The sequence below is a fragment of the Frondihabitans cladoniiphilus genome (assembly GCF_039544345.1).
Classification (GTDB): domain Bacteria; phylum Actinomycetota; class Actinomycetes; order Actinomycetales; family Microbacteriaceae; genus Frondihabitans; species Frondihabitans cladoniiphilus.
The window spans coordinates 42,312-65,234 of sequence record NZ_BAABLM010000007.1 but is presented as its reverse complement, the minus strand read 5'-3'; the positions used below and the strand labels follow the sequence as shown (position 1 = coordinate 65,234).

16 protein-coding genes are annotated in these 22,923 nt (G+C 68.7%); 6 read left to right on the top strand and 10 right to left on the bottom strand.

All coding sequences use genetic code 11. The features are described 5' to 3' along the window. Window positions 1–236: 236 nt before the first annotated feature. A complete protein-coding gene (gene mobF, locus ABEA39_RS14860; RefSeq protein ID WP_345376779.1) occupies window positions 237–4,238 on the top strand; it encodes a MobF family relaxase in 4,002 nt (1,333 codons plus the stop codon). 297 nt (window positions 4,239–4,535) lie between these two features. Here the strand turns inward: mobF and ABEA39_RS14855 are convergent, their stop codons facing one another. From ABEA39_RS14855 to ABEA39_RS14825, 7 genes are all read right to left on the bottom strand, one after another. Then, window positions 4,536–4,754 carry a LacI family DNA-binding transcriptional regulator gene (locus ABEA39_RS14855; RefSeq protein WP_345376778.1) on the bottom strand — a complete coding sequence of 73 codons (219 nt, stop codon included), beginning with the start codon at window positions 4,752–4,754 and terminating at the stop codon, window positions 4,536–4,538. 70 nt (window positions 4,755–4,824) lie between these two features. Further along, window positions 4,825–6,957: a glycoside hydrolase family 36 protein gene (locus ABEA39_RS14850; protein ID WP_345376714.1), complete on the bottom strand. Its 2,133-nt coding sequence runs from the start codon at window positions 6,955–6,957 to the stop codon at window positions 4,825–4,827. Further along, window positions 6,957–8,420, bottom strand: coding sequence for an aldehyde dehydrogenase (NADP(+)) (locus ABEA39_RS14845; RefSeq protein ID WP_345376713.1), 1,464 nt, complete (start codon window positions 8,418–8,420; stop codon window positions 6,957–6,959). The genes ABEA39_RS14850 and ABEA39_RS14845 overlap by 1 nt, the downstream gene beginning before the upstream one ends. Then, entirely contained in the window at window positions 8,417–9,556 is a 1,140-nt protein-coding gene (locus ABEA39_RS14840) for a mandelate racemase/muconate lactonizing enzyme family protein (RefSeq protein ID WP_345376712.1), read from the bottom strand. Before ABEA39_RS14840 ends, ABEA39_RS14845 begins: the two co-directional genes overlap by 4 nt. Beyond that, window positions 9,553–10,503, bottom strand: coding sequence for a 5-dehydro-4-deoxyglucarate dehydratase (locus ABEA39_RS14835; RefSeq protein WP_345376777.1), 951 nt, complete (start codon window positions 10,501–10,503; stop codon window positions 9,553–9,555). Before ABEA39_RS14835 ends, ABEA39_RS14840 begins: the two co-directional genes overlap by 4 nt. A 2-nt stretch (window positions 10,504–10,505) precedes the next feature. Then, the gene (locus tag ABEA39_RS14830; protein WP_345376711.1) at window positions 10,506–11,441 is read right to left on the bottom strand and encodes an NAD-dependent epimerase/dehydratase family protein; all 936 of its coding nucleotides are present in this window, start codon (window positions 11,439–11,441) and stop codon (window positions 10,506–10,508) included. Further along, a complete protein-coding gene (locus ABEA39_RS14825; RefSeq protein ID WP_345376709.1) occupies window positions 11,438–12,784 on the bottom strand; it encodes a Gfo/Idh/MocA family oxidoreductase in 1,347 nt (448 codons plus the stop codon). Before ABEA39_RS14825 ends, ABEA39_RS14830 begins: the two co-directional genes overlap by 4 nt. 199 nt (window positions 12,785–12,983) lie before the next feature. Between ABEA39_RS14825 and ABEA39_RS14820 the strand changes: the two genes are divergently transcribed. After that, window positions 12,984–13,997, top strand: a complete 1,014-nt coding sequence (locus ABEA39_RS14820) for a LacI family DNA-binding transcriptional regulator (protein WP_345376708.1) — start codon at window positions 12,984–12,986, stop codon at window positions 13,995–13,997. 22 nt (window positions 13,998–14,019) lie between these two features. Here ABEA39_RS14820 and ABEA39_RS14815 read toward each other — a convergent pair whose 3' ends face one another. Further along, a complete protein-coding gene (locus tag ABEA39_RS14815) occupies window positions 14,020–15,534 on the bottom strand; it encodes a glycoside hydrolase family 43 protein (protein WP_345376707.1) in 1,515 nt (504 codons plus the stop codon). Between the two features lie 138 nt (window positions 15,535–15,672). Here ABEA39_RS14815 and ABEA39_RS14810 point away from each other — a divergent pair, with 138 nt between their 5' ends. Both ABEA39_RS14810 and ABEA39_RS14805 read left to right on the top strand, forming a co-directional pair. Next, complete coding sequence (locus ABEA39_RS14810; RefSeq protein ID WP_345376706.1) at window positions 15,673–16,737, top strand: M24 family metallopeptidase; 1,065 nt, start codon at window positions 15,673–15,675, stop codon at window positions 16,735–16,737. Window position 16,738: 1 nt separating this feature from the next. After that, the gene (locus ABEA39_RS14805) at window positions 16,739–18,064 is read left to right on the top strand and encodes an enolase C-terminal domain-like protein (protein ID WP_345376705.1); all 1,326 of its coding nucleotides are present in this window, start codon (window positions 16,739–16,741) and stop codon (window positions 18,062–18,064) included. A 110-nt stretch (window positions 18,065–18,174) separates the two neighbouring features. On the opposite strand, the gene ABEA39_RS14800 is transcribed toward ABEA39_RS14805, so the two are convergent. Both ABEA39_RS14800 and ABEA39_RS14795 read right to left on the bottom strand, forming a co-directional pair. Then, window positions 18,175–19,410, bottom strand: coding sequence for a Gfo/Idh/MocA family protein (locus ABEA39_RS14800; RefSeq protein ID WP_345376704.1), 1,236 nt, complete (start codon window positions 19,408–19,410; stop codon window positions 18,175–18,177). A gap of 29 nt (window positions 19,411–19,439) precedes the next feature. Further along, window positions 19,440–20,744: an ABC transporter substrate-binding protein gene (locus ABEA39_RS14795; RefSeq protein WP_345376703.1), complete on the bottom strand. Its 1,305-nt coding sequence runs from the start codon at window positions 20,742–20,744 to the stop codon at window positions 19,440–19,442. Between the two features lie 283 nt (window positions 20,745–21,027). Between ABEA39_RS14795 and ABEA39_RS14790 the strand changes: the two genes are divergently transcribed. Beyond that, window positions 21,028–21,978, top strand: a complete 951-nt coding sequence (locus tag ABEA39_RS14790; RefSeq protein WP_345376702.1) for a carbohydrate ABC transporter permease — start codon at window positions 21,028–21,030, stop codon at window positions 21,976–21,978. Beyond that, window positions 21,968–22,909, top strand: a complete 942-nt coding sequence (locus ABEA39_RS14785) for a carbohydrate ABC transporter permease (protein ID WP_345376701.1) — start codon at window positions 21,968–21,970, stop codon at window positions 22,907–22,909. The genes ABEA39_RS14790 and ABEA39_RS14785 overlap by 11 nt, the downstream gene beginning before the upstream one ends. Window positions 22,910–22,923: the final 14 nt, after the last annotated feature.

The following is a 22,923-nucleotide window of genomic DNA, read 5'->3' as shown; positions in this document are numbered from 1 at the left end:
ACCTGAGCGCCTTCGGTCCCGGAACTCCGACTGCACATCGTCGACTCCGGTCGTGCCTCCCTACGTCTCCTCGACCCCTGCAGTCTCCGTCCCGTGACCGCGTGATCCATCACGGATCACGGCCGATCGGTCCCTCGTTCCTCAGGACGGATCACGGCCGATCGGTCCCTCGTTCCTCAGTCACTAAGTCGTCACACCTCTGGCATTACGAATCAGTGAGGTAACCTGACCCCGTGATGACCGTGCATATCCTCTCCGCGGGAGACGGGTATGCGTACTACACCAGCGAGACCGCCACGGCCGACATGAAGCGCGAACCGGGCCGCGAGCTAGGCGATTACTACACCGCCGACGGCAACCCACCCGGCGTGTGGGTCGGGTCCGGGCTTGACGCGCTCGGCGTCAAAGGCACGGTCTCCGAGGAGCAGATGAAGGCCCTCTTCGGTGAGGGTCTTCACCCGGACGCTGACCGGATCATTGCCGACGCGCAGGCGTCCGGCAAGACCGCAGACCAGGCGCAGGCCCTGGCGAAACTGGGCCGCAACTACTACTCCTACGACCAGGGCGGCACCGGTTTGCGTGCCGCCATCGACGAGGGGTACGCCCGATTCGAACGCATTGAACACCGTGAACCGAACACGGAAGAACGGCGCGCTATCCGCATCCGTGAAGGTGCACAGGCGTTCCGGGAGGCAAAGGGCCGGCCTCCCGCGGACAAGGAGGAGCTGGGCCGGTACATCACCGCAGCTTCCCGCCCGACAGCGCAGGCCGTGGCTGGTTTTGACCTGGTGTTCTCTCCCGCCAAGAGCGTGTCGACGCTCTGGGGTCTCGGGGACAACGACACCCGGAAGGTGATCGAGGACGCACACGAGGCAGCTATCGCCGACACGGTGAAGTACCTCGAGGACGAGGCCATTGCGACCCGCGCCGGGACGAATGGCGTCGCGCAGATCGACGTCGAGGGCGGGCTGATCGCGACGCGGTTCCGGCACTACGACTCCCGCACCGGTGACCCGCAGCTCCACGACCACCTCGTTGTCGCGAACAAGGTCAAAGGCGTCGACGGGAAGTGGCGCACCATCGACTCCAAGCTCCTGCACCGGCAAGGAGTCGCCGCTTCCGAGTTCTACAACAGCCGCGTCATGGACCGGGTCACCGAAGGCCTTGGCGTCACCACGGAGCTTCGTGAGGTAACCCGCGGGAAGCGTCCCGTGGTCGAAATCGCCGGGATCGATGACCGTCTGACCACGGGGTTCTCCACCCGGTCGGCGGGCATCAAAGACGCCATGAAAAAGCTCGAACAGGACTACCGCCGCGACCATGGCCGCGCCCCCGACCTGAAAGCCCGGATCGCCCTGGCACAGCAAGCGACCCTCGACACCCGCCCCCAGAAAGAGACCGGACGCTCCCTGGCAGACCTCCGCACCGCCTGGCGTGCACGCGCCATCGAAACGGTCGGTGCCCGCGTGGTCGACAGTGTTCTCCGTGACGCCAGGGCAGCCGCTCGGGGCGGCAACGCTGGGGGCGGCACGGTTGAGCAGATCACGATCGAGCAGGCGTCCGCCCGGGTGGTCGAAATCGTGTCGGAGCATCACGCGGTGTGGGGGCCGCACATGATCGAAGCCGAAACGCGCCGTTTCGTGCAGGCCGAACGGACCAAAGGCAACGTGGTCGAGGGCACTGTGGAGCAGATCACTAAGCACGCTCTCACCACCGACTCGATCACCGTCACCCCGCCCGCCCCGCACGGAGCGTTCCAACCGCTCACCCGGAAAGACGGGGTGAGTATCTACGAGCACAAGGGCTCCCAGCTCCTTTCCTCCAGGACCGTTCTCGCCGCGGAAGACACCCTCCTCGAGGCCGCCCGTGATCGCACCCTTCGTCCCGTCAGCCGGGAGACGTTCGACCGGATTGCTGAGGCCGAAGGCAAGCACCTTGATGCCGGGCAGCGCGCTTTGGCCGGCGAGTTCGCGACGTCCAGCACACGGCTCGTGGTGGGGACCGGCCCGGCCGGCACCGGTAAGACCACCGCCTTGCAAGTCGCCGCCAGAGCGATTGCAGCCGAGGGGGGCCGCATGGTCGGCCTCGCCCCCTCCGCGGCCGCAGCAGACGTCATGGCCGACGCTATCGGCGTCGACGCCCACACCATCCACTCCTTCACCCACGGCAAAGGCAGCCTCACCGAACTCCTCCATGGAGAAGGACCTGTTGAGGGCGTCGATCTGAAAGCGGGCGATGTGATCGTGGTGGATGAGGCCGGCATGGCCGGCACGACCAACCTCGCCAAAGTGACTCGGATCGCGGAACGCCACGGCGCACACGTCCGCCTCATCGGTGACGACAAGCAGCTCTCCGCCGTCGAAGCCGGCGGGGCGTTGCGGCTGCTCGAGCACGAGGTTGGATCGGTGAAGCTTGAAGTGCTTCACCGGTTCTCCAACCGGGAAGAAGCCGAAGCCACCAAGCTTCTCCGCGACCCAACCGGGACCGGCGACCCGTTCGCTTGGTACGTGGACAACGGCCGCGTCACCGGGGGCGACGTGGACCGGATGACGGCCGACGTGTTCTCGGGCTGGCAGCACGACACCGACGCTGGCTTGCAGTCGGTCATGGTCGCGAAGACCAACGCCACCGTGTCAGAGCTCAACGGCCGCGCCCAGGCACTCCGCATGGGCCAGGGCCTCGTCCGTGGCAGGGAGTCCGCGCCGCTGCACGATGGCCTGTCGGCCTACCGCGGCGACACCATCGTCACCCGCATGAACGACTCCCAATTGAAGACGAGCGGGGGCCGGGACCGGGTGAAGAACAACGACGTCTGGACCGTCGAGAAAGCGCACCAAGATGGTTCCCTGTCGGTTGTCAACCTCAGGAGTGGGGCGAAGATCACCCTGCCCCGCGCGTACGTGGAGAAGTCCGTCGAGCTCGGCTACGCGTCGACCCTTCACCGCACGCAGGGCATGACCGCCGACACCGCCCACGTCCTGGCCGACGCGTCGACGTCGCGCGAGCTGGCCTACGTGGGGCTCACCCGTGGGCGGCACGAGAACCACCTGTACGTCGAGACCGAAGAAGCGCAACCGGTCTCCGAGGTCCTCGCATCGATCGCCCGCACGTCCGACGCCACAGTGTCGGCCACCGAGACAATCCGGAACGAGCACGCCCGCGTTGACAACCTCGTGACGCTCATCGACCAGTACAGCGACGTCACCGAACGCGCCGACGTACTTAGGTTTGCGAGGGTGGCCGATCAGGCCCTTGGCCACGACACAGCCGTGACCCTTCGCGGGCACGAGAGCTGGGGAGCCGTCGAAGCAGCCCTCCGGCACGCGGAGGCGCAGGGCCTCGACCCGGCCGACGCCCTCCACCGATCCTGGACCGAGCGCGACATGGACGGGGCCGAAGACCAGCCGGCCGTCCTCTCGGCCCGGATCACGGCGAACACGGCCGAGTACGTCGCCGCGCTGCCCCACGACCGGGCGCAGCCGGCCCCGGCCGTGCCGGCATGGATTGCCGATCGCCGCGCGCTCGACTCTGAGCGCACCGCCCCCGACTGGCGCGAACATCTGCAAGAGCGGTACGACTACCTCCAAACCCGCCTCGAGGAGAGGGGCGCGACGATCGCCGCCGACAGGCCCGAATGGTCGGTCGAGCTCGGCGACATCCCTGCCGACCTCGGCAAGCGTCAACAATGGACCGTCCTGGCCGCGGAGGTGTCCGTGTTCCGGGAGAAGTACCGGGTCGACGAGGCCAGTCCTGAGGCGGTACCGGCCGGTTATCGAGAGCGCGCCGTGGGCGCGGATCTCGCAGCCCGCGTCACCGCCGTGCACAAGTCGTCTCAGTCGAGCAGCCAGCAGGCCGCAACGGACGCTGAGATGCAGGGCGCGGCCGCAGCGGCGACCAGGGTCGCTCAGCGCGCCCGTGAGGCCGTGACGCCTCGACAAGGCGGGGTCCAAGTCGCACAGCCGCAGTCGACCGCTCAGGTTCTCGTGGAGGCGCAGCGGCAAAAGGCCGCCGAGGCACAGAAGGCACGCCAGGCGTCTCCCTCAGACAGGAGGGCCAGGCCGGTGGAGAACACGGCTGCACAGGCTCTCATCGAAGCTCAGAAGCTCCGCGCCGCCCAGCGCGCGGGAGAGCTTACGAGACAGGGGTTCAACGTCAAGGCGCAGAAGGAGTCCGACCGCAGGAATCAGCCCTTCCGGCCGGAGCAGGGCCGGCCCCGTGACCCGGACCTCGAACGCTAGAACTTCAACTGCCGCCATGTCCTAGGGCAAGGAATGGTTGCACAGCACTTCGTCGCCACATCCTCGGAGGTGCGCTTATTTCCAGGACAGATGGTGGCTACACGGATCGGTACTGAGGCCCGATCAGCCGGCCACGTCTTCAAGCAGGGAGGCCACTAAGGTCGCAAACTGCGTCTTGTTGTTCGCGGAGAAGAACTCGTCTAGGGGTAGCCGTTTAGCGGCAACGGTAGCTGAGCCTTCGGGGTAAGCCGTTCCCCGTTCGCCGCGAAGCATCAATCGACCCACAGGTCATATCGCCTATGACAACGAGTCCGCTAACCCCTCACCAATCTTGGTCTTGCTGTGTCGCTGAGAGCGTTGCCGGAGGGACGCGAGGGCCCGTGCGGCGTCGTTCGGCCGGTAGCCGAGACAGGCGATCGCTTCGTTCACCCTGTCTCGTTTTTCGCTCCGAACATGCGGACGACCGTTCACGACGCGCGAGACCGTCTGCGTCGAGACCCCAGCGGCACGGGCCACCTCCACGACCGTGGGAGCGCGGGCCCCCCGCCCCGCTTCAACCTCGTCGGCTCCCGACGATACTGCGCTGTCAGTCACGCGAGACGACTTCGAAGATGCACGACCCCGGGTCTGCCGGAATCGTGACCCGCACGCCCGAAGGCGTGGGCTCCAGTTGAACTGCGCGGTCGGTCGGGAACAGCACTCGGGCATCCCGCGCTCTGCCCTCGAGCGGCAGCTCGATCGTCTCGCTCCCCCCGCGGCGGAAAACCGCCACGACCTGGCGCGACTCCGAACGGAGCCCGAGGGCGAGGTGTTCGTCGCTCCAGCCGGGGAGGCCCAGGGGCCAGAAGGGCTCTGCTACGGGCATGAACTCGGCCAGACCGGCATGGACGGCGAGAGCGGATCGCACCCGATCACGCTGACGGGGGTCGAGGAGGTCGACCCGGCCGCCGAGGTGGACGCGGCTCAGCGTCGACTGGGCCATCGTGAAATCGTTGAGGTCGTCGGAGTAGTGCGGCTGGGGGTACGACCAGACGCCGGCCTGCTCGGGTGGCATCGCACTCGGTGCCGCGACAGCGATCGCCGCGTTGAGCACGGGGTCCTCCTGGTCGCTCGTCGACTGGAGGTGCGTAGCCGCGAGCTGCGCGGGGTCGGCCCTCATGCCGCCCGACGCGCAGTTCTCCAGGAGCAGCCGCGGGTGCCGCTCGCGGATGCCGTCGAGCCAGGCGACGTAGGCCCGGTCGTGGCCGAGGAGACCGGCTCCGAGCGACCCGGTGCCGATGCCGGACGGGCCGACGTCCGTTCCCTCGCCGACGTTAATGTTGTAGTCCAGCTTGAGGTAGCCCACGCCGTAATCGGAAACCAGGCGGTCGACGAGGTCGTCCATCCGACGCCGCACGGCCGGGTGCCGGAAGTCGAGGTGGTAGCGCCCCTGCTCGGCCACCCGACGACCCGACCGGTGAAAGAAGGCCTCGTCGGGCAGCTCGGCGAGGGCGTCCGAGTCGACACCCATCACCTCGGGCTCGAGCCAGAGCCCGGGTGTCATTCCGAGAGAACGGATGCGATCCAGAACCTCCGAGAGTCCGCCGGGGAAGCGGACCTGCGACTCGGTCCACGCGCCGACGGTCGACCACCATCCGTTGTCGTCGGCGTACCAGCCCGCGTCGATCACGAAGTACTGCGCACCGACCGCCGCCGCGGCCTCGATGATCGGGAGCAGCTTCTCGGTCGATGGGTCGCCCATGAGGCAATTCATGTAGTCGTTCGCGATGATCGGAAGGCCGACCGACGTCGAACGTCGTATCGACCGACGGTGCCGCGTGACCGCGGCGAGGGCGGTGTCGAGCGTCCCGTGCACCACGGCCACCGAGGCCGGGACGCTCTCGAAGACCTCGCCGGGCGCGAGGGTCTCGGCCCAGTGGTGTTGGCGGTACGTCGGACCGCTGAGCGCAATCGCGGCATCGCGGCCGACGTCGTCGAGCTCGGCGTACCAGGGGCCGTTGTGCTCGATCTGCCAGGCCCAGATCAGCCCGGTCTCCCGGTCCTCGAGAGCCCCCTGGGGCAGGTGGGTCGACGTCGACCAGCTGCCCGAGGCGCCGACCGAGTGCGAGGTGCGCGACGAGCTGGTGGCGTGGGGGATCCCCACGTCGACGATTCCGACGTCGGTCAGCGACCGGTCGCTCCAGCGGTATTCGCCGGTCCAGGACATGCGGGCGTCGTGCACGCGCAGACGCTCGAAGATGTCGGCGGCGACGACCTCCGCGAACCCGCTGAGGACGAGGGAGCTGAGGTACTCGACCGTGAGGTCCGTGCCTCCCCCGTTCTCGATCCTGGTCGTCGCCGAGACGGAGTCGGGCGTGATCGATCGAAGCCTGCTCGTGACGAGGGCACCCGTCTCGGGGTCGCGTTGACGGACGACGAGCTCGCTCGCGTCGACGCGGTGGTCGACGTACCGGAGACGATGGCTGGCCGCGTAGTTGCGGTGCCGGACGTCGTGGCTGTGGCGGACGTGGCTCTCGCCGGCGAGGGACAGCTCGACGAGGGGGGTGACGCGTGGCCGGGGTGCGGCAACGTCGTCGGCCGCGATCGGACGGCCGGCGGGGACGATCGACAGCAGCCGGACGGGAGCGTCGTCGGAGATCACCAGGCGGACGACGAGTGCGCCGAGGACGACCTCCACGGCCTCGTCGGTGACGGGTGCGGTCGTGCTCTTGGCGCCCATCAGGCCAGCCCCAGGACGCCGTCGACCCGGCGGACAATGCCGAGGGGGTTGTCGTCCCGGAGCGCCGCGGGGAGCAGAGCCGCCGGGGCGTCCTGATAGGCGACCGGACGCTGGAAGCGGCGCGCGGCGGTCGACCCGACGGAGGTGTGGATCGAGGTCGTCGAGGGGTACGGACCGCCGTGGTGCTGCGACCAGGTGACGGCCACTCCGGTCGGCCAGCCGGCGAAGAGCAGGCGCCCCGCCCGGTCGCGGAGGGCGGCGACGAGATCGGCGAGGTCCTCGTCCGGCTGCGCGTGGAGGGTGGCGGTGAGGCTTCCCGGCACGGCTCGGACGCCGCGCAGCAGTTCCTCCGGGGTGTCGTAGCGGACGAGGAGCGTGACCGGCCCGAAGCACTCCTCGAGTAGGGCCGCGGGATGCGCGACCGCGGCGGCGACGTCGGTCGCGAGCACGACGGGGCCGGCCTCGACGACGTCCGTGTCCTGAGCGGCGTCGCCGGCCAGCACGGTGACGCCCGATTCCGCGGCGAGGGCTGCGAGGCCGCGGCCGAACCCGGCTCGGATGGCCGGTGTCAGGAGCGTGGCCGCGAGGTCGGGCACGGCCGCCACGACGGCGTCTTCGAATCCGACGCCGCTCGGGACGAACACCACGCCCGGCTTCGTGCAGAACTGCCCGGCCCCCTGTGTGAACGACGCGGCGAGGCCCTGGGCCAGTTCGGTTCCACGCGCTTCTGCGGCGGCGGCGGTGACCACGACCGGGTTGACGCTGCCGAGTTCGCCGTAGAAGGGGATCGGGCTCGGGCGGCCGGCGGCACGGTCGAACAGGGCCCGCCCTCCGGCGACCGAGCCGGTGAAGCCGGCGGCTCGGATCGCGGGATGCTCGACCAACGCGATCCCGGCATCCACGCCTTCGATCAGGCCGAAGAGACCCTCTGGCGCCCCGGCGTCCGCGAGCGATTCCGTTACGAGTGCCGCGACCCGCTGCGAGAGGCGGGGATGCCCGGGGTGGGCTTTCACGACGACGGGACAGCCGACGGCGAACGCCGAGGCGGTGTCCCCGCCGGCCACCGAGAAGGCGAAGGGGAAGTTCGAGGCCGCGAAGACGGCGACCGGGCCGAGCGGGACGAGGAGACGACGCAGGTCGCCGTGGGCCGGAATCGCGTCGGGGTTCGCGTGGTCGATCGTCGCCTCGAGGAAGCTTCCCTCTCGGAGGACCGCCGCGAACAGACGCAGCTGAGCTGTGGTCCGCGCGAGTTCTCCGGTGAGACGCGGTGTTCCGAGGTGGGTTTCCGCATCGGCGAGCGGCACCAGCTCGTCTGCGTGGAGGTCGAGTCGGGCCGCCACCGACTCGAGCCAGCGGGCGCGGTCTTCGTCGGACGCGTCGGCGGCGGGGCGTGCGGCCCCGACGGATGCCGAGACGAGGGCGTCCAACCGGCTGGCGGAGGTCTCTGGGAGCGTGCTGGTCATGCGGATTCCTTCATGAGGTCGTGGTCACGGGCCGTCCGGCCCTCGGATTGCGCGGGGATGCCCGGGGTGACCGACTCGGCGAAGTCCAGCCCCAGCCCGGGCGCGCCCGTGAGGCGCAGTCGCCCGTCGGCCATGACGACGCCGGCCGGCCCGGACAGGATGCCGAGACGGGTGAATCCGGCGTCCTCGACGTCTTCGACCCAGGTCTCCTCGGGGAGCGCGAGGGCCAGATGCCCGGAGAGTTCGGGCAGGAGGTGTGGTGCGACGGTCAGCGAATGGGCCCGTGCCAGCTCCGCGACGGCGAGGAAGGGCGTGATCCCGCCGACTCGGACCACGTTGGGTTGCACGACGTCGACGGCCCCGGCATCGATCAGATCGCGGAAGCGGTAGATCGTGTGGCAGTTCTCGCCCAGGGCGATCGGGACGTCGATCGCGGACCGCAATTGGGCGTACGCCCAGGTGTCCTCGGCGCGGAGAGGCTCTTCGATCCAGTCGAGATCGAATGGGGCGAGGGCCGCAACGGCCCGACGAGCCGTCGGCAGGTCCCAGCGCTGGTTCGCGTCGATCATGAGGCGTCGGTCGGGACCGAGCATGTCGCGGACGGCAGCGATGCGCTCGACGTCCTCGCGGAGGTCCGGGCGTCCGACCTTGACCTTCACGGCCTGATGACCGGCGGCGACCCAGCGGCCGACCTGCTCGACCAGTTCGTCGATCGGGTAGTGGAGGTTGACGCCGCTGCCGTAGACCGGAGCCGAGTCGCGCGTCCGCCCGAGGTGGTCGGCGAGAGGGAGCGAGCGCAGGCGGGCGGCGCGGTCCCAGAGGGCGAGATCCACTCCCGCCATGGCCATGGTCGTGAGCCCGCCGGAGCCGGCCTCGTGAAGGTGCGCCCAGAGGGCCGGCCACAGACTCCGCGCATCCGACTCGCGTCCGACGACGAAGGCGCGGACGTCGTCCTCGATCAGCGCGAGCAGGGCTCGGGCCCCGATCGTCGGAGTCCAGGAGAGCCCTGTTCCGCTCGTGCCGTCGTCGCAGTCGACGACGACCTCGATCACGTGCGTGGACCGTACGTCCGTGCCCCATGGGCGGACCAGCGGCGCACGGTGGAGAACGGCGCTCAGGCCCGTGATGGTCGTCACGACCGTGCCGTCTCCAGGACCGCGGACCCGGCGCTGACGAACGCGGTCCCTGCGGCCAGGATCGCGGCGAGCTCGTCGGTCTGGGTCGGCGTCGGGTCCACGAGGGGCGGACGCACCGATCCGACCGCCAGACCTCCGAGCCGCAGGCCCGCCTTGATCAGGGAGACGCCGAAGCCCGGCGTCTGGTCGCGAAGGCGGACGAGAGGGCGGTAGAACACGTCCAGCAGAGCCAGCCGTCGTTCCTCGTCTCCCGCGGTGTACGCGTCGTAATGGGCGACGGCGATCTCGGGAGCCATCGCGAACGCGGCCGACGAGTAGAGCGGCATCCCCAGAGCTCGGTAGGCGCCCTGCGTCAGTTCCGCCGTCAGCAGCCCGTTAAAGAACTGGAAGTCCTCGCGTCCCGTCTCGCGAACGGAGAGGGCGATCTCCTGGGCGGCGCCGATGTCGCCCATGCCGTCCTTGAAGCCGATCACCTTGGGGTTCCGGGCCAGGTGGGCCATCGCCGCGGGAGTGAAGACCGCCGACCCGCGGTGGTACACGATGACGGGGAGATCGGTGGCGGCCGCGATCGCCTCCACGTAGGCCACCGTCCCCGCGATGGGTCCGGTCACGAGGTAGGGCGGGAGGACGAGGAGGGCGTCGGCGCCGGCATCCGCCGCGGCGCGCGCCAGTTCGAGAGCGACACCCAGCGGGCCCCCGGCACCGGCGACCACGGGCAGGCTCGAGTCGGCCGACTCGCGACGCACGACCTCCACGGTCGTCCGGACGACGTCCGCCGCCTCGTTCACGCTCAGGGCGTGGATCTCACCCGTTCCGCAGGCGGGGAAGACCCCGCCGGGCGAGAACGGCAGGCGCGACGAGACGTGCTCCGCCAGGAGGTCGAGGTCGACTCCTCCGGCAGGGGTGAAGGGTGTGACGGGGAAGAAGAGGATCCCCTCGAATCGAATGGTCATGAAAGGCTCGTCTCTGTGGCTGCGTTCGGGGTGGGGACGGCGACCGGCTCGTGGAGTTGCTCTCGCCAGGAACGCGTGGGGGCCCATTGCAGGAGCCGGGCGGCTTTGGCGACGGAGAAGGCCGGGGCACCGTCTCGGAGGACTCCGGCCTGACGTTCGGCCGCAGGAAGGTACCGAGGCACGAGCTCGTCGAGTGATTCACGGGCCAGTGCATCCGCGGCACCCACGAAGAACACCGACCCGTTGGGCACTTCGTCGGCTCGGGCGAGCCACGCGAGGACGAAGTCGCCGGCGTCGCGGGCGTCGACGTAGTTGAACAGCGAGACCGCAGCGTGGTCGGGGTTGTCGAGACGTTCGAGGAGGGTGTGCCCCTGCTGGGTCGGAGCGCCGTCCCACTCCTCGGGCGAGATGACGAAGCAGGGCCGGAAGATCCCGTAGCGGACTGCGTCCCCGTCACGGGTCGCGGCCATCGCGACGATCTCCTCGATGACGCGCTTCGAGAGGGAGTAGGCGTTCCACGGGGCCAGGGGCGTCGTCTCGTCGAGAGGCAGGCGCTCGGGCGTCCACCCGTGCGGCGCTCCGTAGCCGATCACCGTCGGCGAGCTGGCAGCGAGCACCTTCGTCGCTCCCCCGACACCGGCGGCCTCGACGACGTTCCAGGCGATCGTCGTGTTGGTCCTGAAGATGACGTCCTCGGGAGCGCTGAACGGGACGGCGATCGCCGCGAGGTGGATCACGGCCTCAGGACGCTCGTCCCGGAAGACGGCGAGGGTCGCCGTGCGGTCGGTCAGGTCCAGCTCGATCTCGCGGGCTCCAGCAGCGCCTGTCCGTATGCGGTCGACCGACACGACCTCGTGCCCGGCTTCGACGAGCGTCGCGACGACGCTGCGCCCCAGCCGCCCCGCTCCGCCCGTGACCAGGATCCGGGTCATGCGCGCACCTTCTCGGACCGCTTCGTGAGGTCGACACCGAGGTCGAGGTCTTTCACGAGGACTGCCTGGCCGCTTCGGAGCGACGCGTTGCCGGCGATGCCCACGGCGACGGACCGGATGCCGTCGAGCCAGCCGGCGGGACGGCCCAGCGGGTCGTCCTGCGGCCCCTCGAAGACGTCGCGGAGCAGACGGACGTCGCCGCCGCCGTGGGCTCCGCCGTCGTCCGGGATCGGAATCTCCTCGGCACGACGCCAGTGCTCCTGCACCACGAGGCGTTCGCGGGGCGGACGGATGCTCTCGGCCTGCCCGTTGTCGGGCGATGCGCTCGGGTCGATGGTGTCGAGCTCGACGACGGCCCCGCGCTCGACGACGATGAGTTCCGCACGCCCCTTCGTCCCGTTGATGGAGACGGTGTAGCCCTCCCACGGAGAGTGCGCGTTGAGCGAATACGACATGCTCGGACCCTTCTCGTAGTCGACGACCAACGAGAGGTTGTCCTCGATCGTGATCCCCTCGCCGAAGACGTCCTGGTCGCGGCGGTAGCCGTCGAACTTCTCGTTCTCGAGGTAGAGCGCTTCGAGCGTCTCGTCGGTACGGAGGTCCAGGAGGAACGGGTCCTCGGCAGCGCCGTCCACGGTTCCGCGTTCCGGGCGGGGTCCGAGGTCCCGGTGCTCGGCCTGCTCTGCCCCGTAGAACCGCAGGCCGCCGCTGGCGAAGACCCGGACGGGCACGTCGTCGATCCACCAGTTGACAAGGTCGAAGTGGTGCGAGGCCTTATGGATGAGGAGGCCGCCGGAGTTGGCCTTGTCGCGGTGCCACCGCCGGAAGTAGTCGGCTCCGTGATTGGTGTCGAGGACCCATTCGAAGTGGACGCTCGTGACCTCACCGATACGACCGGAGGCGATGACCTCCTTGAGGGCCGTGTTGCGGGGCGAGTACCGGTAGTTGAACGTGACGACGACGTCTCGACCGGTCTCGGCGGACGACCGGACGATCGCCCGGCATCCCTCGGCATCGATGGTGAGCGGTTTCTCGACGACGACGTCGGCACCGGCCCGCTGTGCCCGCACGATCATCTCGGCGTGGGTGAAATCGGGCGAGGTGACGATGATCCGTTGGATGCCCTGCTCCTGGATCACGCGCTCCAGGTCGTCCGGCGACGCGAGAACGGGCCGGGCAGCACCCTGGGCCTCGAGCGCCGAGGCGTGGTACTCCATCCGCCCCTCGTTGACGTCGAAGAGGGCCACCAGTTCGGCGTCGGACGAGTGGTCGCCGGCGATCGCCCCGGTGTACATCCGGGCTCGCATCCCGCTTCCGATCAGGCCGTATCGGATGGTGGTCATCGAGTCCTCCGTTGGTCTCCGCGTGAAATGTTCCGGACGGAGAAACTGAGAAAGCGTTTCCTGAGCCGTCCCGAGCCATTAGATCAGGTCTTCTGCGGCACGTCAAACAGATCGAGTGGACGGCACGGGCTCTGATGTGAAAGGGTTTCCTGACTATTGCGACGATGAAGTCGGCAACAGAGAACGAGGAAGAGACCGCATGGCACGGACACCCCGCAAGCCCGCCCCCATCAGCGCCGTCGCCGAACTCGCCGGGGTCTCGGTTTCGACCGTGTCGCGGGTGATGAACCGTAACGCCACGGTCGACCCGGAGATCGCGTCGCGAGTCCGGAAGGCGGCCGTCACACTCAACTACGCGCCCAACCCGCTCGCCCGGTCACTGGTCCTCGGAAAGACCACCACTGTCGCGATCCTCGTGCCGGATCTGGCCAACCCGACATTCCAGAGCATGATGCGAGGAGTCAGCCGGGCCGCCGCCAAGGACGGCTACCGCATCCTCGTGGCCGATTCGGGTGAGATCGCCAGCGAAGAGAGCATCCTCGCAATCGAGATGCGGCGACGGTGCGACGCCATCGTCTTGTGCGCCCCTCGCATGGCCGAGGACCTCCTCGCCGATCTCCTCCCCGCACTCGCCCCGGCCGTCCTCATCAACCGCGACAACGCCGGCACCCGGACCCCGGTCCTGACGGCGGACTACGAGGCCGGAGTCCGACCGCTCGCCGAGCACCTCTACGGCCTGGGCCACCGCCGGATGGCCTTCCTGCAGGGCAACCCGGAGAGCGCCTCCAACGCGGCCCGCCTTCGCGGCCTGGCCCAATTCTCGGCCACGCACCCGGACACGGAGTTGACGACCATCGAGTGCGGCACCGCCTTCGAGAGCGGCCACGAGGCGGCTGCCGAGATCGCAGGGTCGGGCTACACCGGGATCCTGGCCTTCAACGACCTCGTCGCGATGGGGCTCCTGAGCGGACTCGCCGAGCTCGGCGTGCGCGTGCCGGAGGACATCTCCGTGACCGGTTTCGACGACATCCCCCTCGCCCGCTACACGACACCGCCGCTCACGACCGCGTCGGTTCCCGTCGTCGAATTGGGCGAGCAGGCCTGGCTTCGACTCCACGCTCTTCTCCGCGAGGAGACGCCGGCGTTCGACGTCAACTACCGACCCCGCCTCGAGGTGCGCGGCAGTACCGGCCCGGTCGCCTCCCGGCGCTGAGCGCGCGCACCGCAACGGGTCTTCACACCGATCGACCGGTGACGGCGACCGGCCCGAAGAGCCCGTGCCCGCCCCCCGCCGATCCCGCCGGCGACGCCGCGAAGAGTCCGAGCTGAGCCGAGATCCACTGGCCCTCGGAGGCCCGGAAGCCCCCGAGGCCGGTCGTCCACTCGTCGTCGCCCGGCCGCCGGAAGGCGAGGTCGACGCGACCGTCGTCGTCGGAATCGAGCCGGAGCCCTAGCACCTCGCCCTCACCGACCGGACCCAGGTCGACCCGCCGCTCGGGCGCTCCCTGATCGTCGCTGCCGACGGTCAGCCGGGCGCGCCCATCGTCGCCGACGAGGACGCCGATCCAGGCCGACGATCCGCCGAGCACGACGGTGCCCGCGCGGGAGCCCGGTTCGCTCCCCCGCCAGGCGAGAGTCGTCTCGAACGTGGTCGCCGTCCCGGGCAGGGACTGACCGAGGACCTGACCGAGGGAGGCGAGACGCCCGGTATCCGAGGCGACCGCGCCGAGACGCAGGGTCCCCGCCCCGTCGAAGGCCGACCATTCGGAGCCCGGGTTCGCCTGCCAGTGCCACTGGTCGCCGAGTCGCCCGCTCGTGAAGTCGTCGCCGCGCTCCGGTGCGAATCGCGCCCGCCCCCGGGCGCGGACCGGGACCTCGTGCTCCCGGACCGGCGAGCCCTCGTCGCCGATCACCGGCCAGCCGTCGTCCGACCAGGTCATCGGCTGCAGATGGGCGACCCGGCCGAAGACACCGCGGTCTTGGAAGTGCAGGAACCAGTCCTCGCCCTCGGGGGAGGTCACCCACGCCCCCTGGTGCGGTCCGTTGACGTCGGTGTCGTTCGTCGCCAGCACCACGCGGTGCTCGTACGGTCCCGCTACCGAGCGCGACCGGAACGCGTACTGCCAGCCCTCGCGAACCCCGCCGGCCGGGGCGAAGATCCAGTACCAGCCGTCCCGCTCGTACAACTTCGGGCCCTCCAACACCGAACAGCCTTCGATGTCCGCGCCCTCGACGACCGTCACGGGCGTCCCGATCACCCGCCGGGAATCGGGCGACATCTCGACGACGTCGAGGCGGTTGACGCGGCCGCTCCGGCTCCGCGCCCAGGCGAACACGAGCCAGGCACGGCCGTCGTCGGTCCAGAGCGGACAAGGGTCGATGAGCCCGAGCCCCGGGTACAGGAGCTCGGGCCGCGACCACTCCCCCGCCGGGTCGGTGGCGCGGAGGACGAACAGGCCCTGGTCGGGATCCGGCACGAACAGGAGGAACTCGCCGTCGTGGAATCGCAGAGAGGGCGCCCAGATCCCCCCACCGAGGCGCGGCTGCGAGAACCACTCCTCGGGCTCGAGTCGCGGCAGGGCATGCCCCGCCGAGGTCCAGTTGACGAGGTCAGGCGACGTCAGCAGCGGAAGCCCGGGCACCCGGTTGCTGCTGGAGGCCACGAGCCAGTAGGTCTCGCCGACGCGCAGGACGTCGAGGTCGGGCCAATCCGAGTCGAGGATCGGGTTCGTGTAGGTCTCGGTCGGCATCGTCGCCCCTCGTCGCTCGTAGCGGCCGCCCTCGTCGGCAGCCGGTCGTCTTTGACAGCCCCTCGCCGTCATCGGTAGCTTAGGCGAAGAAAACGTTTCCTGGGCCACAGACGTCCGGGACGGAACAGGGAGACGACGATGACGACCTCATTCGACGAACACCGCCTGAAAAGAGACCGGGTCGAGGGGCTCCTGACCGAGAGAGGGGCGGATTCCCTCACCCTCACCTCGCCGGGCGCCCTCTCCTGGCTCCTGGCCGGCGCCCGTGTGCAGGTCTCGCTCGTCGGCGATCCGGTGGTCGCGGCCGTGCTGCGTCGAGGCGGCGACGACGAGATCCGCGTGTTCGGCAACGAACGGGCGCGCATCGAGGCCGAAGAGCTGCCGCACGGGCTCACCGTGACCTCGCCCCGCTGGGACCAGCCCCTCCTCGCCGAGCCGACCCGTGCATCCCCGGCCGCCCTCCGCGAAGCGGACGTCGCTTTCGAGCTGCAGGATCTGCGAGCGTCGTTGCTCGACGTCGAGATCGACCGCTACCGGCTGCTCTGCCAGGAGGTGACGGCGATGCTCGGGGCGGCCCTCGAGTCGGCTCGCCCCGACCACACGGAGCGTTCGCTGGCGGCTCGCCTGGCCGGGGGCATCGTCGCCCTCGGGGCGGATCCGCTGGTGGTCCTCGTCGCCGGACGCGAGCGGCTCGGATTCCCGCACCCGCTGCCGACGGAGTCGCCCCTCGGCGACCTCGCGATGGCGGTCGTCTGCGCGCGACGGGGTGGACTCATCGCGAACGTGACCCGCTGGATCCGGTTCCGACCGGCAACGAACGAAGAGGGGGATGCCCAGGCCCGACTCCTCGCCGTCGAAGCCGACTTCTTCGCCGCCACGAAGCCGGGCGCCCTCCTCTCCGACGTGTTCGCGGCGAGCACGGCCGCGTACGCCGCCCACGGCCTCGCGCCCGACACCTGGGAGCGCCACCACCAGGGCGGCCCCACCGGCTACAACGGCCGCGACCCCCGCGCGACGGCGACGACCTCCAATATCGTCCGCGCCGATCAGGCCTTCGCGTGGAACCCGAACGCGCCCGGCGTGAAGCTCGAGGACACCGTGATCGTCCGAGCGGACGGCGCCGTCGACGTACTGTCGGTCGACCCCGGCTGGCCGAGCGCCGAAGTCCACGGGCTCACTCGCCCGGCGATCAGGGAGCAGTGACGTGAGGATCCTCGAACTCCGCGTCACCCCCATCGCCTTCGCCGACCCGCCCCTCCTCAACGCCGACGGTCTGCATCAGCCTCACGTCCTGCGAGCGGTGCTCGAGCTCGTCGTGGACGACGGTCGAGGCGGCACCGTCACCGGGCTCGGGGAATGCACCGGGCACGCGTTCCAGCTCGACTGGCTGACGCTCGTGGGGCAGCACCTGCACGGCCGCAGCGTCTTCGACACCTCGGCCCTGCGCCTTCTCGTCGACGCCCTCCTGGGAGGCGCGGCCGAGGTCGACGACTCGCCGGAGGCCTCCTGGCGGGTCTGGTCCGATCGGACCGAGGCACCCGAGTCGTTCGGCACCGCGCCACTGCCTGCGTCGGCCTTCGATCGACGCCGGGTGTACTCGGCCCTCGAAGTCGCGTTCCTCGACGCCCAGGGCAGGCTCCTCGGACTCCCCGTCGTCGAGTTGCTCGGAGGTCGCGTGCGCGAGACGGTGCCCTACAGCGGCTACCTCTTCTACAAATGGGCCGGTCATCCGGGCGCTGCCGACGACGAGTTCGGCGAGGCCCTCGACCCGGAGGGCATCGTGCGTCAGGCGAGGCTGCTCGTCGACCGACACGGATTCGGCTCCTTGAAGCTCAAGGGCGGCGTCATGCCACCCGACGAGGAGATCGAGGCGATCCGGGCCCTCCGCCGCGAGTTCCCCGACGCGCCCCTGCGCCTGGACCCGAACACCGCTTGGACCCTCGAGACCTCCCGCCGCGTCGCGGACGAGCTGACAGGGGTCCTCGAATACCTCGAGGACCCGGTCAAGGGTCTCGACGACATGGGGCGCCTCGCGGCCGAGACGTCGATCCCGCTCGCCACGAACATGTGCGTCGTCAAGCTCGAAGACGTCCGACCCGCGATCCTGCGCGGATCCGTCGCCATCGTCCTCGGCGATCACCACTACTGGGGCGGGATGCGCGGAACGACCACCCTCGGCGACGTCTGCCTCGCTGCAGGATTCGGCCTGTCGATGCACTCGAACTCGCACCTCGGCATCAGCCTCGCCGCCATGACCCACGCGGCCGCGGCGACACCGCTGCTGTCGTACGCCTGCGACACGCACTACCCCTGGAACCGCTCGTCGGACGTCGTTCAGGAGGGACCCCTCTCGTTCGTCGACGGAGCCCTCGCGATTCCCGAAGGGCCGGGGCTGGGCGTGACCCTCGACCAGGCCCGTCTGCGCGCGGCACACGAGACCTACCTCGGTCTCGGCCGCGAGCACCGCCGCGACGGCGACTACCTCCGCTCGTTCAGCCCCGACGCGAAGCTCGTGCTCCCCCGCTGGTAGCCCGTGTGCTCCCCGCTGATAGCGGGCACGCGAAAGGGCCGCTCGTTCGAGCGGCCCTTTCTCTGTCGACCCGGCCCATCCGATCGGAGCGGCCGGTGCGGTGCTGCGACTCAGACGCCGGCGGCGACCTCTTCGCCGAAGCGGACGGCCGGCACCGGGCTGTCGCCGAAGTCCGGCACGGGAAGGCGTTCGCCCCCGCGCCGAGCGGACTCGTGCGCGACGATCCCGGGCACGGTGAACCGGGCGGCCGTCCAGGCGTTGACCGGCGGCACGAGGCCGCCGTCGACCGCTCGCACGAAGTCGTCGACCAGGAAGTGGTGACTGCCCTCGTGACCGTTCCGCTGCCCCTTGAAGCTCGCGGGCAGTCTCTCCGTGTCGTGCACGGGCGCCCCGCCCGAGACGAACGCCGCGCGGAGTTCCGGCGACACGTCGGCGAGAGACGGGTCGTCCTCGGAGACGCTCGGCTTGGTGCGGACGCGGTCGGACACGTCGGTCACCTCGGTCGCGTTCTGCCACAGGGTGACCGTCGCGACCTGCTCCATCGACGCTTCTTCGCCGAACCAGCGGAATCGCGACTCGCGGATGCGCGCCGGGTAGCCGACGCGACGGAACTCGTTCGTCCGCATGACTCCTCCGTCGGCCAGCTCGAAGAGGGCGCTCGCGTTGGAGAAATCATTGTCGAACATGCTCACCGAACGATCGAACACTCCGTCGTTCCGGGTGTCGTGCACTCCGAGGCAACTCACGCTCGTCACGTGCGTCGACAGCGCCCCCAGCGCCCCGCCGATCGAATGAGTCGGGTAGAGCATCGGCGGGTAGCTCGCCGTCGCCTTCCAGCCGTCGCCGCCGCTGAAGGCGTAGGCGTCGTAGAAGCCCTGGTCCATGTCGTGGACGTAGTCGCCCTCGGTGTAGAAGACCTTGCCGAACGCACCGGCCGCGTACTTCTTGCGGGCGTAGACGACGGCCGGGTTGTAATAGCTGGTCTCGCCCATCATGTACGTGAGCCCGGTCTCGCGAACGAGGCCGATGATCCGCTCGACATCGGTGACCTCGACCGCCATCGGCACCGCCGAATAGACGTGCTTGCCGGCCTCGAGCGCCTTGATCACGAGCGGCCCGTGGGTCCACCGCTGAGTGAAGATCGCCACGGCGTCGACGTCCGAGGCCAGAGCGTCCTCGAAGGAGGCGAAGGTTCCGGCCAGGCCCTGTTCGGCTGCCAGGCTCTCCGCCCGCTCGGGAAGGAGATCCGTGACGAACACGTCGCCGACGTCGGGATGGAGGTGGAACAACTTGGAGAACTGACCGGCGAACTGACCGGCGCCGATGACGGCGATGGAGAACGTCATGGAACGACCTTTCTGAAGAGGGGAGCCGACTACTGCGAGCTGATGCTCGTCTGGGTCTCGCCGATGAAGTTCTTTGCGGCCTCAGCCGGAGTCTGCCGGTTGAACAGGACCTCCGCCGTGTAACGCGTGAGGTTGGACTGCATCGTCGACGAACCGTTCGGGTTGAGCGGGATGTTGACGACTTCGGGCGTGATCGCGCTGACGAAGTCCGTGATCTGCTTGTCCGTCGGGCTCAGCAGCGGCAGAACGGCGGTGCGCACCGCACTGTTCGCCGGAGACCCTCGCGTCACGCCGAGGTCCTTGCCCGCGGTGGTCGAGTTGGCCAGGTAGTCGATCAGTTCCTGGGCCTCGGTGGGGTTCTTCGTCCGCGACGAGGCGGCCCAGTACTGCGACGCCCCGAAGGCCATCTTGGCCCCGCCGGCCTTGCCACTCTTGCTGGGGATGCGGAGCAGCTTGAGGCCGTCCTTCGAAACGGCTTCGAGGCTGGTCAACTGCGAGGTCTGCCAGAAGCCCATGGCGACCTTGTTCGTGGCCGTGCTGGACTGCTCGATCGGCAGGCTCGGCTCCTGGCTGGCCTCGTCCGCCGTCTGCGCGGCGCCCGTGGTCACCATCTTCTTCGCGAAGGTGAAGAAGTCGGTCAGCTCGGCCTGCGTGAAGCCGATCTTGCCGTCCTTGGTGAAGAGCGACTTGCCGTCCTGGCGGAACCAGGTGCCGATCTGGCTGATGTCCGTGCCGAGCGCCGTCGAGCCCGTGACGCCGGGCTGGCCGCTGTCGCTGATCTTCTTGGCGATCTTCTCGTAGTCGTCCCACGTCCAGGTCTTGTCGTCCGGCAGGGCCACGCCCGCGGCCTTGAACAGGACCGGGTTCGCGACGATCGCCTGGGTCGAGATGCCGGTCGGCACGCCGTACTGCTTGCCGTCGATCGCTCCCTGCTTCGTGGTCGCCGAGTCGAGCTGCGATTTGGACACCTTGTCGAGATCGAGCAGAGCGCCACCGTTTCCGTACTGGACGAGGAAGTCGGAGGTCATCTGCTGGACGTCGGGGGCCGTGTTCGCCGCGATCTGCGTCGACAGCTTGTCGTAGTAGCCGTCGAACGGCAGGGCCTGCATGTCGACGGTGATGTTCGGGTGCAGCTTCTCGAAGCCCTGAACCGCCTTCTGAGTGACGGCAGTCCGGGTGGCGTCGCCCCACCAGACCATGCTGAGGGTGACCTTCTTGGTGGTGTCGGGCGCGCTGGCCGTACTGCTGGACGACGAGCAGGCCGACAGTCCGAGGACCGCGGCGACGCCGACGGCCACGACCGCGACGGCCGAGCGCCGGATGGATCGGTTCACTGGGATCTCCTTTGATCTAACGGGTGACCCGGTGAACCGGGCGATGCCGACAGTACAGAAATCGCTTTCTCGTGTCAACGAACTGATAATCAGCGGCGCTTCCGCGTTGACGGCCTCCGAGATTGCTGTTCTAATGAGGACGGCCAGGAAACGCTTCCCCAGAGGAGGCGGCAGAATTGGCCAACACCTGACGAGGAGGTCACATGACGGTCGAACCCTACCCGCGACGCACGGCGTCGAGGGCATCGAGGCTCCCGGAGCCACAGCCGAGCGGGTCGCGCCCATGAGCGCGATCACCGAGCTCAGCCGGTCCCGCCGCAAGAAAGGCGCCGAAGGCGAGTCGAGAGCCGTTCACACCGAAGGCCGGCACGAGAACAAGGCGGCATTCGTCTTCCTCCTGCCGTGGCTGATCGGTCTCGTGGTCGTCACGATCGGTCCGATGATCGCGTCGCTCTACCTGTCCTTCACGAGCTACAACCTGCTCCAGGCGCCCAAGTGGATCGGTCTCGGCAACTTCGAGACCATGCTCGGGGATGCACGGCTCGCGAATTCGCTCCGAGTCACCTTCACCTACGTGGTCGTCTCGGTGCCGCTCCAGCTGATCTTCGCGCTCTTCATTGCCATGGTGCTCGACCGGGGCATGCGCGGCCTGTCGATCTACCGTTCGGTGTTCTACCTGCCGTCGCTCCTCGGATCCTCCGTGGCCATCGCCATCCTGTGGCGTCAGATCTTCGGCACGAGCGGGCTCGTGAACCAGGTGCTCGCCTGGTTCGGGATCCAGGGGCCCGGCTGGGTGTCAAACCCCAAGACCGCGTTGTCGACGATCATCCTCCTGCACGTCTGGACCTTCGGCGCCCCCATGCTGATCTTCCTGGCCGGCCTCCGACAGGTGCCGACGATGTACTACGAGGCCGCCGAGATGGACGGCGCCTCGGCCCGTCAGCGCTTCTTCAAGATCACGCTCCCGCTGCTCAGCCCCATCATCTTCTTCAACCTCGTGCTGCAGATCATCGGTTCGTTCCAGTCGTTCACCCAGGCATTCATCGTCTCGGGCGGGACGGGCGGGCCGGCCGACTCCACGAACTTCTACACGATGTACCTCTATCAAAAGGGCTTCACGCAATTGCAGATGGGCTACGCCTCTGCAATGGCCTGGGTACTCGTCCTCATCATCGGTGCGTTCACTGCGTTGAACTTCATCGTTTCGCGATTCTGGGTGTTCTATGACGATTGAGACCGAACGACTGTCCTCCGGCCCGAACGACTTCGTGCCCTCCGTTTCCCTGACCACGAAGCCGGCGAAGCCGCCGCGCGACCGCGCCCGGGGTCGCTCGACGCGCAAGCGCTGGACGAGCGTCCTCAAGCACGTGATCATGATCGCCGCCGGCCTGATCATGCTCTATCCGCTCCTGTGGATGATCGCGTCGTCGCTCCGACCGAACGACGTGATCTTCTCCCAGCCCGGGATCATCCTGAAGAGCTTCGAGACGAGCAACTACACCAACGGGTGGACGGCGCTGACGTTCCCCTTCGGCAAATACCTAATGAACTCGGCGATCCTCGTGCTCGGCTCGGTGATCGGCAACCTGTTCTCCTGCTCGATCACGGCCTACGCGTTCGCCCGACTGAACTTCCGGTTCAAGAGACCGCTCTTCGCCCTGATGCTGATCACCATCATGATCCCGGTGCACGTCATCATCGTGCCGCAGTACATCATCTTCTCGAAGCTCGGCCTCATCAACACATTCGTGCCGCTGCTCCTGCCGAAGTTCCTGGCCGCGGACGCCTTCTTCATCTTCCTGATGGTCCAGTTCATCCGCGCCATCCCGAAGGACATCGACGAGGCCGCGAGAATCGACGGCGCCGGCCACGCCCGGATCTTCTTCCAGGTGATCCTGCCCCTGATGACGCCCGCCCTCGCCGCGACGACCGTGTTCACGTTCATCAACAGTTGGAACGACTTCTTCGGGCCGTTGATCTACTTGACGTCACCCGACAAGCTGACGGCGCCGATCGCTCTGCGCTCGTTCATCGACTCCACCGGCAGTTCCGCCTACGGACCGATGTTCGCCATGTCGATCGTGTCGCTCGTGCCAGTGTTCCTGGCGTTCCTCATCGGTCAGAAGTACCTCGTGAAAGGCATCGCGACCACGGGGCTCAAGTGACGCCCCGCGCGTGA

Bases quoted from the DNA above. Each gene is read 5' to 3' on its own strand.
- mobF (WP_345376779.1), top strand. From the start codon at position 237: ATGACCGTGCATATCCTCTCCGCGGGAGACGGGTATGCGTACTACACC.
- ABEA39_RS14850 (WP_345376714.1), bottom strand. From the start codon at position 6,957: ATGGGCGCCAAGAGCACGACCGCACCCGTCACCGACGAGGCCGTGGAG.
- ABEA39_RS14845 (WP_345376713.1), bottom strand. From the start codon at position 8,420: ATGACCAGCACGCTCCCAGAGACCTCCGCCAGCCGGTTGGACGCCCTC.
- ABEA39_RS14830 (WP_345376711.1), bottom strand. From the start codon at position 11,441: ATGACCCGGATCCTGGTCACGGGCGGAGCGGGGCGGCTGGGGCGCAGC.
- ABEA39_RS14825 (WP_345376709.1), bottom strand. From the start codon at position 12,784: ATGACCACCATCCGATACGGCCTGATCGGAAGCGGGATGCGAGCCCGG.
- ABEA39_RS14820 (WP_345376708.1), top strand. From the start codon at position 12,984: ATGGCACGGACACCCCGCAAGCCCGCCCCCATCAGCGCCGTCGCCGAA.
- ABEA39_RS14815 (WP_345376707.1), bottom strand. From the start codon at position 15,534: ATGCCGACCGAGACCTACACGAACCCGATCCTCGACTCGGATTGGCCC.
- ABEA39_RS14810 (WP_345376706.1), top strand. From the start codon at position 15,673: ATGACGACCTCATTCGACGAACACCGCCTGAAAAGAGACCGGGTCGAG.
- ABEA39_RS14800 (WP_345376704.1), bottom strand. From the start codon at position 19,410: ATGACGTTCTCCATCGCCGTCATCGGCGCCGGTCAGTTCGCCGGTCAG.
- ABEA39_RS14790 (WP_345376702.1), top strand. From the start codon at position 21,028: ATGAGCGCGATCACCGAGCTCAGCCGGTCCCGCCGCAAGAAAGGCGCC.
- ABEA39_RS14785 (WP_345376701.1), top strand. From the start codon at position 21,968: ATGACGATTGAGACCGAACGACTGTCCTCCGGCCCGAACGACTTCGTG.